Origin of the sequence: Blautia caecimuris (assembly GCF_024622975.1) — a bacterium.
In the GTDB taxonomy this organism is placed as follows: domain Bacteria; phylum Bacillota; class Clostridia; order Lachnospirales; family Lachnospiraceae; genus Blautia_A; species Blautia_A caecimuris.
In genome coordinates this window covers 119372-132843 of the sequence record NZ_JANJZT010000003.1, presented here as the reverse complement: position 1 = coordinate 132843, position 13472 = coordinate 119372, and the positions used below count along the sequence as shown (strand labels likewise).

10 protein-coding genes are annotated in these 13472 nt (G+C 43.4%); 7 read left to right on the top strand and 3 right to left on the bottom strand.

Annotated elements, in window-relative coordinates; all coding sequences use genetic code 11:
* Window position 1: 1 nt before the first annotated feature.
* A complete protein-coding gene (locus tag NSA57_RS03200) occupies window positions 2-1120 on the bottom strand; it encodes a CdaR family transcriptional regulator (RefSeq protein WP_257464001.1) in 1119 nt (372 codons plus the stop codon).
* A 155-nt stretch (window positions 1121-1275) separates the two neighbouring features.
* A complete protein-coding gene (locus NSA57_RS03195; protein WP_257464000.1) occupies window positions 1276-2397 on the bottom strand; it encodes a glycerate kinase family protein in 1122 nt (373 codons plus the stop codon).
* Between the two features lie 912 nt (window positions 2398-3309).
* On the opposite strand from NSA57_RS03195, the gene NSA57_RS03190 reads away from it, so the two are divergent.
* The 7 genes from NSA57_RS03190 to NSA57_RS03160 all read left to right on the top strand — a co-directional run bounded on the left by NSA57_RS03190 (window position 3310) and on the right by NSA57_RS03160 (window position 11737).
* Window positions 3310-4365 carry an acyltransferase family protein gene (locus tag NSA57_RS03190; protein WP_257463999.1) on the top strand — a complete coding sequence of 352 codons (1056 nt, stop codon included), beginning with the start codon at window positions 3310-3312 and terminating at the stop codon, window positions 4363-4365.
* 118 nt (window positions 4366-4483) lie between these two features.
* Complete coding sequence (gene holA / locus NSA57_RS03185) at window positions 4484-5467, top strand: DNA polymerase III subunit delta (protein WP_138271775.1); 984 nt, start codon at window positions 4484-4486, stop codon at window positions 5465-5467.
* A gap of 340 nt (window positions 5468-5807) precedes the next feature.
* Complete coding sequence (locus tag NSA57_RS03180) at window positions 5808-7097, top strand: L-aspartate oxidase (protein WP_257463998.1); 1290 nt, start codon at window positions 5808-5810, stop codon at window positions 7095-7097.
* Window positions 7090-7941 carry a carboxylating nicotinate-nucleotide diphosphorylase gene (nadC, locus tag NSA57_RS03175; protein ID WP_257463997.1) on the top strand — a complete coding sequence of 284 codons (852 nt, stop codon included), beginning with the start codon at window positions 7090-7092 and terminating at the stop codon, window positions 7939-7941. Before NSA57_RS03180 ends, nadC begins: the two co-directional genes overlap by 8 nt.
* Window positions 7942-7954: 13 nt before the next feature.
* Window positions 7955-8503 (top strand): transcription repressor NadR, encoded by a 549-nt coding sequence (locus NSA57_RS03170; protein WP_257463996.1) that lies wholly within the window; start codon window positions 7955-7957, stop codon window positions 8501-8503.
* Window positions 8500-9408 (top strand): quinolinate synthase NadA, encoded by a 909-nt coding sequence (gene nadA / locus NSA57_RS03165; RefSeq protein ID WP_257463995.1) that lies wholly within the window; start codon window positions 8500-8502, stop codon window positions 9406-9408. The genes NSA57_RS03170 and nadA overlap by 4 nt, the downstream gene beginning before the upstream one ends.
* A gap of 238 nt (window positions 9409-9646) precedes the next feature.
* On the top strand, window positions 9647-11737 hold the full coding sequence (locus NSA57_RS03160; protein WP_257463994.1) for a penicillin-binding transpeptidase domain-containing protein: 2091 nt from the start codon (window positions 9647-9649) through the stop codon (window positions 11735-11737).
* On the opposite strand, the gene NSA57_RS03155 is transcribed toward NSA57_RS03160, so the two are convergent.
* Complete coding sequence (locus NSA57_RS03155) at window positions 11714-13429, bottom strand: BlaR1 family beta-lactam sensor/signal transducer (RefSeq protein ID WP_257464067.1); 1716 nt, start codon at window positions 13427-13429, stop codon at window positions 11714-11716. The genes NSA57_RS03160 and NSA57_RS03155 overlap by 24 nt on opposite strands.
* Window positions 13430-13472: the final 43 nt, after the last annotated feature.

Here is a 13472-nt window from a genome sequence, read left to right as displayed (position 1 = left end):
ACTACCTGCCTGATAATTTCAGAGCCATATACAATACAACTGCATCCTGAAAGCTGCGGGGATTGTAGCCGCAGCGGTGATAAATCTGATTCAGTCTGTACTGAAGTGTGTTTTTGTGAAGAAAAGCTTTTTCGCAGGTGTCCTTCAGTGACATATTACATTTAAAATAAGTGTTCAGAAGGTTCAGATCTTTGTCCGAAAGGCTGCTGACAGTCTTTGAAAGATAGGCGGAGCGGATTCTGGCCGGCGCAGAGGAAAGAATCAGTTCCAGGGTCAGGTCGCTGAATTCTGCAAAGGTTCTGCCGGAAGTCAGGAGACTTTGCAGAACCGTTTCAGATTCGTCATAAGAATCGCTGATCTGACGAATGGGCACAGCATTTCCAACAGCAATTTGTACAGGAAGACCTGAGCTTTCCGGAAAAGCTTTTAGGATATGTCTGCTGTTTTCAAAAACAGAATGTTCCAGTACTGCCAGATACTGATCAGGATACATAAATGTATAAAGAGTGATCCCAAGTTTCTGAAAAAGCTGATGTATCACCGGTTCCGGAAGAAGAAAAGCTGTATCGTTATGAGAGGCTGCATGGGAACCGGAAAGCGTATTTTCGTGATCAATATAAATACGGATTAAATGATACCGGCTGTTTTCCTGTATTCCCCAACGGGAAAAATTTTCTGCCAGATAATCCGGATGAATATCCTTATGCTCGATCAGACCCTGGAGAATATGGTTTTTCTTTTCGGCTTCTGTGCGATGAAAAGCATCCAGTTCTTTCTCGCGGATCAGAAGTCTGGTAATACGTTCTGCAAGATGAGCATATTTTCGGATCTCATCCGGATTTCCGGTAATTCCGATGACAGCAATTACCTTATGATTATGATAAACAGGAAGATTGACTCCCTGTTGGGTTCCGGTAAATCTGTCAGTTTCTGTTACTTCGATTACTTTGCCGCTGACTGCCGCCTGTCTGCCGATTTCGTGAAAATTTCCGATCCGTTCTTCATTTGTGCTCGCAAAGATAATACCCGAACAGTCTATAAAATTTACATTCTGCCCGCAGAGATCACTGACAGTATTTACAATCTGACAGGCAAGCGACTTGCTGATATATGGATTCATGCTTTCCTCCTGAAATAATACTGTAAAAGGTATTGGGTATATGGCCTATTATACCAGAGCGGAAAGCGGTTGTCGAACGGGCAGAATTATTTAAAAAAGCCTAAAATAAGGATATGTTTCAGTCAGAAGCTGTCCTTTTTCATCCGGGAGACTTTTTACAGAAGGCGGAATACCTGCTCGGCGCAGGAGCGCATATTGTATTTTGCTGTTTCTGTATCCATGGCTTCTTCCAGAGTGGTGATTCCTCTTACTATTGGAAAGAAAGCGTCAATCTCTGCCTGGTTGCAGGCTGCGGCATCTTTTGTAACACTGCCTGCAAAAGCAATTGTTTTTGCTCCATATTTCTTTCCCAGCTTTGCAACCCCTACAGGAGCCTTTCCCATAGCAGTCTGATGGTCAAGGCGGCCCTCTCCGGTAACCACAATATCTGCATCTTTCATTTCATCTTCCAGATGAACTGCATTCAGAATCAGTTGGATTCCGGGAGTAAGCTGGCCATTCAGATAACTTAAAAAGGCAAAGCCAAGTCCGCCGGCTGCGCCTGCGCCCTCTGCCGGGGAATGATCTTTTCCGGTCAGAGAGGCAGTAACCTCTGCATAATTTTTCATGCCGGCGTCAAGAACCGGAGCCATTTCTTCTGTAACTCCTTTTTGGGGGCCATAGATATAGGTAGCGCCCTGGGGCCCGCAAAGGGGATTTGTCACATCGCAGGCGATCTGAAAACAGCATTGGGCAAGGAGCTCTTGTTTGTCAGAACTCCTTACAGAGGAGATTTTTGCAAGAGCCTGTCCGCCTTCGCCTACGTCATTTCCGTCTCTATCCAGAAATGTAAAGCCCAGGGCTTTTAACATTCCGATTCCTCCGTCGTTTGTGGCGCTGCCTCCGATCCCGATAATAAAGTTGCGGATACCATTGTCTATGGCGTGAAGAATCATTTCTCCAACTCCAAAGGTGGTTGCTTTCATGGGATCAGCGTGATCTGAAATTGTGATTCCCGCAGCAGAGGCCATTTCCATAACTGCAGTGTTTGTATCTTCCAGATAGCCGTAGTAAGCGTCTACAGGCTCTCCCATGGGCCCTGTAACTGTCAGATTGATTCGTTTTCCGTTTAAGCCCTCCGTCAGGGCATCGGTAGTTCCTTCTCCGCCGTCTGCCAGAGGTCTGACTATTACCTCCGCATCAGGGTGGGCAGCCAGAATACCGGACTTTACTGCAGTACCGGCTTCCATAGATGTCATACTTCCCTTAAAAGAATCAACTGCAACAACAACTTTCATATTAAAAACCCTCCTGTAAGTATACTTGAAATTTATATTTGTATTTTACCACGGGAAAAATCAGAGGCATATGTTGTACAGGACAAAATATCTGTGATTTTTAAGGATTTTTTGGTACAGATACCAAGGAAGAGGGTAATACACTTAATGGCAATTTAATCAAGGAAGAAAGCTTTAAAGCGATTGGTCGGTTTTTAAGTAAGAATTGTACGACCATCTCCGAAGAAGTGAAAAATCACATCTGCTTTGAAAACAGTGGGGCATATGGCAGAGCTTTCAATGTTTGACGCCTGGATTTTCTACATTGGTGCTCTGCACAAATGGTTTGTCGTGAATGTTCCTTCCGCAAAGAGTGATTCTGTGTCAAATGTTCCTTTTCCTGCCTTTTTATGAAAAATATATTTGCCCCAGACTCTCTAAACCGCCTTATGTCTGCAACGGCTGTCCGGAACGCAATAAATGTTCTCCGGAAAAGCATCTCTATCAAGATGCTTATGTCAAAAAAGGGTATGAGATGGTCAGAAAGAGCATAAGCCGGATTTTTTGTGATGATCTGCAGACAGAGAAGGTAAAGAATATCTTGTATGGAGAAAACGGATAGGAACTGGAGATGATAAGGAACTTTGAGAACAGGATGGGAAATCCCAAAATCCATAATAGATGCGATAGGGGCAGTTTGTGCGTATTCTTCCGTATGGAAAGAGAAAAGTCGGAAAGCAGCAGAAAAAAGAAGGGTTTTATAAATATGCAGAGTTAAAAGCGAAACCCCTGAGTAAAATAAGTTTTTGTTTTCTTTTTGAAGGCAGTATGATAAAATTATAAAAATAATATCTACTGTGAAAAATTATAAAATTGGAGAAGGGCAACGGTACTTAAAGATATGATATGGTAGAATCAAGGGGAAGGATATGTATGAAAAAGAATAGAATAGATTGGGTGGATTGTGCAAAAGGAATTACTTTGTTGCTTGTTATTATAGGACATACAGTAAGTACCGATGCTTCAAATATGGTAAGAGCAGGAATATTTTCTTTTCACATGACGCTGTTTTTTGTAGTAAGCTGCGTTACAGGAAAACTTTCAAATAGTAACGATGAATTTGTGAAAAAAACAGAAAAAGGTTTTAAACATTTAATTCTTCCGGCATTGTTTATATATATTACAGTTTTAATTTATGTTAGTTCTAAGTGCATTTCAGAATTTCGTTCCTGGGAATTTGTGAGAAAATTTCTAAAAGAAAGTTTATTGACAATGGTTTTTTCATCCGGAGTTAACTTACATGTATTATCAGCGGAAATTAAAGGTTTGGGTATTCCATGGTTTTTAGTAGTTATGTTTTTGGGAAAAACATTGTTTGACTATATGCATTTAAAATTATCAGAAAGAAAACTGATTGTAGGTTGTTTACTCCTTTCAGTAACAGGAGTGGCAATCAGTCGATTACAATGGTTACCATTGTCTTTTGATATTGTACTAACAATTATGCCAATGTTTTATATTGGATATATTTTGAGGAAGTTTTGTGTAGAACATAAGCCGGTATTGAAACTATTGATATTTGGAACTGGTTGGTTTGTAACATTTTATTTATGTTATAAAATAAACGAGGGATGTAATGGATATCCCTATATGGTTTATGCCAGCAGACAATACCCATCATATCCGTTTTGCTTTTTGCCCGCCATTTTAGGAACATTAATGATTGCAGAGCTTAGTGTAATACTTTGTAAGCAAAAAAAGATAATCAGTCCTTTGCTGTATTTTGGGAAAAATTCTCTTTATATGCTTGTGATACATGGGATTGACAGTACATGGATGAAAAGAATCTGGCTTATATCAGAAAATATATACATAAATATAATATGCAGAATCATTGTGGATATAGTAGTATTTGCAGCAGTAATGTATGTGCGTGGATTATGGAATAAAAGCAAGCAGCAGAGAATAGAAAGTATGCCTGAAACCTGATAAGTATGATTGTATATTATGTTCTGAAAATAACAACACTTAAAGGAAAATCAAAGACTGAGAAAAGGAGCCTGATATCTGGGGTTCTGACTTTGGCACAACATAAAGGAGTTCAGACTTGAAAAGCTTACAGGAAGATTTAAAAACAGGAAATTTTAAACAGGCGTATCTTTTGTTTGGGGAGGAGGCCTATCTCAGACAACAGTATAAGGATAAGCTGATACAGGCATTGAATCCGGATGGAGATACCATGAATTTTACCAGATATGAAGGAAAGGGAATAGAAGTTCGTGAAATGATCGATCTTTGTGAAACGATGCCCTTTTTTGCAGAGATCAGGGTGATCCTTGTGGAAAACTCCGGATTTTTTAAGAATAAGTGTGAAGAACTTGCGGATTATATGAAATCATTGCCGGATTATATCCGGATGGTTTTTGTGGAAGAGGAAGTGGACAAGCGAAGCCGGATGTATAAAGCAGTGAAAGCCTGTGGCCGTATCACGGAATTTGCCAGACAGGATGAAAAATCTCTGATGCGCTGGGCGGCAGGAATCCTGGGACGGGAAGGCAGGAAGATCAGAACTTCAGATATGGAGCTTTTTCTTACAAAAACAGGAACTGATATGGGAAATATCCGTATGGAGCTGGAAAAGCTGATCACTTACACCCAGGGGAGAGATATTGTTACTGCTGAGGATATTGAGGCAGTGTGCACCACCCAGACTGCAAACAAGATTTTTGACATGGTGCGTGCGGTAACGGAAAGAAATCAGAAACGGGCATTGGAACTGTATTATGATCTTCTGACCTTGAAGGAGCCGCCAATGAGAATTCTGTTTCTTTTGGCAAAACAGTTTCACCAGCTTTTTCTGGCAAAGAAGATGTCAGAGGAAGGCGTGGCGCAGCCGGAAATTGCTTCCCGGTTAGGAGTACCGTCTTTTGTGGCACGAAATATTTCCGCCTGTGCCCGTTCCTACTCGGCTGCGGAGCTTCAGAAAGCAGAGGAAGACTTTGTGGAGGCAGAGGAAGCAGTGAAAACAGGACGGCTTCAGGATGTGCTGAGTGTGGAGCTTCTGATCGTAAAATACAGTTCTGCACGGTAAGTCGGAGATTTTTAAGAGTCAGCCGTAACCGTCAATTTTGCTGCCTTGGTACAATACAGAGGAAGAAAATATAGTGAAGGAGACTATAGTTTCAGTAAAATGCAGAGGAACTGTTACAGGGAGATGTTCGGGATATCAAGAATATCTGTTTTTTTGCATGAGCGGAATTATGAAATAAACAAGCCGGGATTTTCCGGCTTGTTTTATGTGCTTTACAGGTGTCTTGACACCTATCAAGTTTGGTGGTATACTTGCAAAAAATGTTAAGAACAGTCAAAGATTATGTAAAGAAAACCGCTCAGATGTCGGAAAATGACAGCTATGCGGTGCGAGGGAGAAAATGAAAGAATATTATGACGTGATCATTGTGGGAACTGGCGCAGCAGGTCTTTACTGTGCCCTGAACCTTCCGGAAAGAAAGAATATCCTGATGATCACAAAAAAGGAAGCGGATCAGTCTGATTCTTTTCTGGCTCAGGGCGGCATCTGTATGCTTCGTGGTGAGGATGACTATGAGGATTATTTTGAGGATACCATGCGGGCCGGACATTATGAAAATAATAAAAAGGCAGTAGATCTGATGCTTAGAAGTTCCAACAGTATTATCCGGGATCTTCTGACGAGAGAGGTTGATTTTGAGAGAAATGAAAAAGGAGATCTGGAATTTACCAGAGAAGGAGCTCACTCTCAGCCGAGGATCCTTTTTCATGAGGACATTACAGGCAAGGAGATCACTTCAAAGCTTTTGGCTCAGGCACAGGCCAGAGAAAATATTGAAATTGTTGAATACATGACAATGGTAGATCTGATTTCAGCAGATAATATCTGCGGCGGAGTTGTTGCCATGGACGAACAGGACGAAATTTATGAGATACGCGCTCCTTACGTGGTGCTTGCCTGCGGAGGACTTGGGGGCCTGTATAAAAATTCTACCAATTTTCCGCATATTACAGGAGATGCTCTGGGAATTGCCATGAAGCATGGGATTCTGCTGGAAAATATTGATTACATACAGATCCATCCCACAACTCTGTATTCAAAGAAGCCCGGAAGACGTTTCCTGATTTCAGAATCAGTGAGAGGCGAGGGAGCTTACCTTTATGACAAAAACGGACAGCGTTTTACAAATGAGCTTCAGCCAAGAGATCTGCTGAGCCAGGCAATTTTTTCTCAGATGGAAAAGCAGGATACAGAATTTGTCTGGGAGGATATGAGACCTCTGGGAGAGAGTACTATTATGAAGCATTTTCCGAATATTTTCAGCAGATGTCTGGAGGAAGGCTTTGATGTAAGAAAAGAACCGATTCCTGTAGTTCCTGCCCAGCATTATTTTATGGGGGGGATCAAAGTAAATCTGGGAAGCAGAACCTCCATGCAGGGGCTTTACGCCTGTGGAGAGACCAGCTGCAATGGTGTTCACGGTAAGAACCGTCTTGCCAGCAATTCCCTTCTGGAATCTCTTGTATTTGCAAGAAGGGCAGCTGATGATATATTATTTGGGAAGAAGCCGGAGCCATGCCAGGCAGGCGCAGTAGACCGGAAGGCGTATGAGGACCGGGAAAGTCTTATGGCAGGCTACCGTACAGTGATTTTAAATGAAATTGAAAGGATGAAAAAAAATCATGAATGAAATTACAATGAAAATGCAGGCAGATGAGCTGATTATGATGGCTCTGAGAGAGGATATTACAAGCGAGGACGTTTCCACAAATGCCGTTATGCCAAAGGCACAGAAGGGAACGGTTGATCTGATCGCCAAGGAGGACGGCGTGATTGCAGGACTTCAGGTTTATGCAAGAGTATTTACACTTCTTGATGACAAAACAGAAATTGAATTTTTCTGCCAGGATGGAGAAGAGGTAAAGAATGGACAGCTTCTTGCCAGAGTAACAGGAGATATCCGCGTGCTTCTTTCAGGAGAACGTGTGGCTCTCAACTATCTTCAGAGAATGAGCGGAATTGCCACCTATACAAGAGAAGTGACAAAACTTCTTGAGGGAAGCAGTCTGACTCTGCTTGATACAAGAAAGACAACTCCCAACTGTCGTGTGTTTGAAAAATATGCAGTGCGTGTAGGCGGGGGAAATAATCACAGATATAATCTTTCTGACGGAGTTCTTCTGAAGGACAATCATATCGGTGCGGCAGGAAGCGTTGCAAAAGCTGTCGCTATGGCAAAAGCATACGCGCCTTTTGTCCGTAAAATTGAAATTGAGGTAGAGTCTCTGGAGCAGGTAAAAGAAGCTGTTGAGGCAGGAGCCGATATTATTATGCTGGATAATATGACTTCGGAACAGATGAAAGAGGCAGTAGAGTTCATTGACGGAAGAGCGGAAACAGAATGTTCGGGAAATGTTACAAAAGAAAACATTGCCAGAATCCGTGAGGTGGGTGTTGATTATGTTTCCAGCGGTGCTCTCACTCATTCTGCACCGATTCTTGATATTTCCATGAAAAATCTTCATGCAATCTGAGAGGAGGGAAAGCATGAATACCTCTGAGAGGAGAAAGGAGATTCTGAAGACTCTTCAGAACTCGGATTTTCCGGTGGCAGCCAGAGAGCTTGCGGCGAAATTCGGCGTGAGCCGTCAGGTGATCGTGCAGGATATGGCGGTGATACGTGCGTCAACACCGGGAATCCTTTCCACTACAAAGGGCTATACCATACAGCAGGAAAACAGCTGTACAAGAGAATTTAAGGTTCGTCACAGTCAGGAGCAGGCAGCGCAGGAACTGAACCTGATCGTGGACTGCGGCGGACGTGTAAAAAATATCAGCATCAGCCATCGGGTATATGGCCGTGTTTCCGCAGAAATGGACATCCGTTCCAGGCATGATGTGACGGAATTCGTAGAAGCTCTGAACAGCAGCCATTCCACAGTTCTGAGCAATGCCACTTCCGGTTACCATTATCATCTGGTAGAAGCAGAAAGCCAGCAGCGGCTGGATCTGATCGGCCGTCAGCTGGAGAACGCAGGATTGCTGGCGCCTCTGCAGCCCTGGGAAAAGAAAGAGAAAAAGGAGAACATAAGATGACAGTAGCGGAGTTACAGGCAGAAATCATTCGCCTGAAAAAAGAAAAAAACATCTGTATTCTGGCACATGCCTATCAGGGACATGAGATCCTGGAGGTAGCGGATTATACAGGAGATTCCTACGGATTAAGTGTGGAGGCTACAAAAAGCCACTGCAGCGGTATGATCATGTGCGGTGTCCGGTTTATGGCTGAGACCTGCAAGATTCTGAATCCTGATAAAAGAGTCTGGCTGGCAAATCCGGCAGCAGGCTGTCCTATGGCTGAACAGCTTGATGTTCAGGGACTTCGTCAGTTGAAAAAGAAATATCCCGGTTATGCAGTTGTTGCCTACATAAATACCACTTCAGAGCTGAAAACAGAGTGCGATGTATGTGTCACTTCCGCTTCTGCACTGGAAATCTGCAGAAAGCTTGACAATGATAAGATCCTGTTTATTCCAGATCCGAATCTTGGACATTTTGTGGCAGAGCAGCTTCCGGAAAAGACTTTTGCTTTTTATGACGGAGGATGTCCACGTCATAAGATGATTACAGGTCAGGAGGCAGAAAATGCAAAAGCGGCTCATCCGAATGCCCTTCTTCTTGTACATCCGGAGTGTTGTCCTGAGGTGACCCGGCAGGCTGATTATGTGGGCTCTACAACGGGAATTATGGCATATGCGGAAAAATCGGACGCAGAAGAATTTATTATCGGAACAGAAAACAGTATTGTAGAGCATCTGCAGTTTTCCTGCCCGGATAAAAAGTTTTATCCTCTGTCTGTTTCTCTTACATGCATGGACATGAAGGTTACTACATTAATGGATGTTTATAATTGCCTGAGAGGAACTGCAGGAGAAGAGATCGAGCTTTCTCCGGAAGTAATGGAAGGCGCAGGAAGATGTATCAGAAAAATGGTTGAATAAACATATGGAGCAAGGGGAAGCGCGAAAGCGCTTCCTTTTGTTGTCAGTGGGAAAACAGATAATTTTGATCAGAAACTGATATCATAGCTTACATTATTACAGTGTTATCTGAGGCGCAGGCAACGGGGGAGGAGGGATTTTAAAATTTTTTAAACACATAAAACCTTGACTTTTATATCTTACATATGTAATATTTGTATATAAAGATTACATATGTAGGATTTAAAAAGAGGTGATTATGATAAAAAAGTCAAAAAAGATTTTGTTTACAGTTTTGCTGCTTGCAGTAGGTATACTTCTGATTGTTTTTGCAGCAGGTCTGGCATTCCGGATGAAGACAGAAAAGCCGGAAGAAATTTTGAGGGCGTATTTTTCCGCAGTGGAAGAAAAGGATTATGAATCTATGTATCAGATGGTGGATCCGGATACGTTGATCAATCTTGATAAAGAGGGTTTTATCCAGAGAAATTCCAGAATTTATGAGGGAATGGAAGCCCATAATATCCGTATTGAAAACATTCAGGAAATCAGCAGCAGGGGAAAGACTACTGTGCTGTCCTATGATATTTCTATGGATACTGCGGCCGGAACCATTGCTTTTTCTGATGAGACAGGCTTTGTCAGGACAAAAAACAGATATTTACTTTTATGGAATGACGGGATGATTCTTCCTGATCTGACTCCATCAGACAAGGTAAGTGTTGTTACAGATAAGGCACAGCGGGGAAGGATTCTTGACCGGAACGGAAAGACACTTGCCGGTCCCGGAATTGCTTCTTCTGTGGGCATTGTCCCGGGAAAGCTTCAGAATAAGGAGGAAGCTGTAAAGGAACTGGCTCTGCTTCTTGATATGAGGGAGGAAACCATTCTTCAGAAGTTAAGCGCATCCTGGGTAAAGGAAGATTCCTTTGTGCCGCTGGCAACTATTCCAAAAGTCAGTGAACTGGAGCTTATGGCAGAAAATCCCGGTCAGGAGCTTCTTCAGGAGCAGCAGCGTCAGGAACAGCTTCTTGCCGTCCCGGGAGTTATGCTGACAGATCAGGAGATCCGGACGTATCCTCTGGGTGAAGCCGCCTCTCATTTGATCGGGTATGTGCAGCCTGTAACCGCAGAGGATCTGGAAGAGCATAAGGGCGAGGGCTATGATGCTGCCAGTGTGATTGGAAAAAGCGGGGCAGAGCTTCTCTATGAAAAAGAACTGAAGGGGAAAAATGGATGTGAGATCAGAATTGTAGATCAGGCTGGAAACACCAGGAAAGTGGCAGCCAGTGTTCCAAGAGAAGACGGACAGAACATTCAGCTTACCATTGACAGCGGCCTGCAGCAGTCCCTTTATGAAAAATTTCAGGAGGATCCCGGCTGTTCTGTGGCAGTAAATCCTTATACGGGAGAAGTTCTGGCTCTTGTAAGCACTCCTTCCTATGATAATAATGATTTTATTCTGGGACTTTCGGATACTCAGTGGAAGGATTTGAATGAGGATATAAAAAAGCCAATGTATAACCGTTTTCGTCAGATCTGGTGTCCGGGCTCTGTGTTAAAGCCTGTGATCGCGGGAATCGGAATGAAAACAGGCAGTCTGGACCCGGAGGAGGATTTTGGAAATGCAGGACTTTCCTGGCAGAAGGATTCCTCCTGGGGAGATTACCATGTAACGACTCTTCATGAGTATGAGCCGGTTACACTAAAAAATGCCCTGATCTATTCTGATAATATTTATTTTGCAAAGGCAGCTTTGAGAATCGGGGCAGAGACATTGGCGGATTCTCTGGAACAGCTTGGTTTTTGCCAGAAGCTTCCTTTTGAGATTTCTGTGGCGGAATCCCATTATTCGAATACTGATAAAATTGAAACAGAGATCCAGCTTGCGGACAGCGGGTACGGGCAGGGTCAGATTCTTGTGAATCCTCTTCATCTTGCAAGCATTTATACGGCGTTTCTCAATCAGGGAAATATGCTTCGTCCCTATTTGAGATACCGGGAAAATCCTTCTGCAGAAACATGGATTACACAGACCTTTTCTCCGGAGATCGTGGATAAGCTTATGGAAGGAATGACTGGGGTTGTGAACGATCCTTCGGGGACCGGATATGGAGCCTGCAGACAGGACGTTCTTCTTGCGGGAAAAACAGGAACCGCAGAGCTTAAGGCAACCCAGGAAGATTCTACAGGTACAGAAATCGGATGGTTTGCTGTTTTTCCTGTGGAAAAGGATGCTTCCAGACCAGTTCTTTTGATATCCATGGTGGAAAACGTAAAGGAACTGGGAGGAAGCGGATATGTAGTCCAAAAGGATGCGGAAGTTTTAGAGGAATATTTTGGAGGATAATACAGAACGGGTGATTGCAGCGGCCTGCGAGCCGTCTGCATGGTCTGCACCCTGGATATTTGCAGCAAAATACAGAACATTATCATCTGTTTCCACAAAACCTACAAACCATCCACTGATATCCCTGCCGTTTCTCCGAATAGTTCCGGTTTTGCCGTACAGCGTTCTGCCTGAGAACTCTCCTACCCGAAGCGCATCCTTTACTGCCTGAATGTTTTGTTCGGAGCAGTCAAAGGTATTCGTATAAAAATTCTGAAGAAGCTCCACCTGTTCTACTGCGGAAATCTTCAGTGAGTCGTCAGCCCAGTAAAGCTTCAGATCTTTACTTATCTGCTTGTTTCCATAATTGATTTTTTTCAGAAAGGAGGAGATTTCTGTTCTTCCAAGCAGCTGATCTATGTTCTGAAAATACCAGTTTACAGAGTCCTTCATGGCAGAATCAAGGGTCTGGTCCTGTTCCCACCGGGGAAATGCGCAGGGAGTGCCGTCCCATTTCATGGAGGAGGATTCCGGTGAGATAATGCCCTTTTCCAGCCCGTGAAGAGCAGAATAAATTTTGAAGGTAGAGGCCGGAGAAAAACGTTGGACTGCAAGCTCCGGCCGGTAAATTTTCCAAAGCCCGGTCTGACTGTCATACAGAACAAAGCTTCCGTCAAAACCATGGAAATCTGTGAAAAGCTCAAGATTCTCTGTGGTTTTTCCATGTAAAGAAACAGTTTCTTCGGAGCCAGCGTATGCAGACAATACAGGTATCATTCCTGCAATAAGAACAGAAATGAGAAGATAGGAAATTACGCTTTTCCATTTTTGTTTCCTGTTTCTGTGCCGGAAAGAGGTGATTCCCAGGATTCGCCGGCGGAGCTGGCTGCCTTTGCTTACCATTCCGGAAGCAGACGGATAAGAAGAGAGCTTTTCCGCCAGATTTAAAAGCGAAGCTCCGTAAAGAGGGTAATCCTCTGCTGATAGATGAGCCAGCACAGAGGCATCGCAGGCAAGTTCCCGCTCCAGGGGGATTTTTTTCAGTACCAGGATAACTGCCGGGTTAAACCAGTAAATAATGCGGAACATAATACAAAGATTATTGACAAGCCCGTCCAGACGGCGGCAGTGCTGAAGCTCATGGAGAAACATATACCGTAATTCATGGGTCTGAAGGACAGAGTCAAGATCGGCAGGAATAAAAATCCGGGGTTTCAGAAAGCCGGTTGTTACAGGCGAATGGATTTTGGGGCTGACAAAAACCAAAATCTTACGACGAATATGGAGCTCTGTACAGCAGTCTGAAAAAAATTTTTGGATTTCCGGTTTCTCAAGGAGACTGGCGCCGCATTTTATTTTATGGAACTTCCATGTAATATGGAAAAATAAAAGCAGGGTTATGGCAGCACCGGTAATCCAGAACGAAAGAAGTATAAGATTCCAGTGTCCGGGAGCTGCAGAATTTACAGAGACTGCAAAATCCCGGATTACGGAGCTGGAATCCGAGGCTGTCATAGAGGAAATGCCAGGGAGGTTTTGCGCGGAAGCCGGCTGCAGGCTGTTTATAAAAGCAGAAAGCCATTGGAATAATGAGCTTCGGGATACGGGAAACGAAAATCCGAAAAAGGACAGTGGGAGAAAAGGCACGGACAGAAGGATAAAATACGGTATGCAGAGATAATACCGGAGCCCCGGAGAAAGCTGGTTTTTCAAAAGTCTTTTTGCACAGACCAGTATTCCTGTAAGAGCTATAAGA

Excerpts from the sequence above, each read along its gene's own strand:
- NSA57_RS03200 (WP_257464001.1), bottom strand. The coding sequence starts at position 1,120 with ATGAATCCATATATCAGCAAGTCGCTTGCCTGTCAGATTGTAAATACT.
- NSA57_RS03195 (WP_257464000.1), bottom strand. The coding sequence starts at position 2,397 with ATGAAAGTTGTTGTTGCAGTTGATTCTTTTAAGGGAAGTATGACATCT.
- NSA57_RS03190 (WP_257463999.1), top strand. The coding sequence starts at position 3,310 with ATGAAAAAGAATAGAATAGATTGGGTGGATTGTGCAAAAGGAATTACT.
- NSA57_RS03180 (WP_257463998.1), top strand. The coding sequence starts at position 5,808 with ATGAAAGAATATTATGACGTGATCATTGTGGGAACTGGCGCAGCAGGT.
- nadC (WP_257463997.1), top strand. The coding sequence starts at position 7,090 with ATGAATGAAATTACAATGAAAATGCAGGCAGATGAGCTGATTATGATG.
- NSA57_RS03170 (WP_257463996.1), top strand. The coding sequence starts at position 7,955 with ATGAATACCTCTGAGAGGAGAAAGGAGATTCTGAAGACTCTTCAGAAC.
- nadA (WP_257463995.1), top strand. The coding sequence starts at position 8,500 with ATGACAGTAGCGGAGTTACAGGCAGAAATCATTCGCCTGAAAAAAGAA.
- NSA57_RS03160 (WP_257463994.1), top strand. The coding sequence starts at position 9,647 with ATGATAAAAAAGTCAAAAAAGATTTTGTTTACAGTTTTGCTGCTTGCA.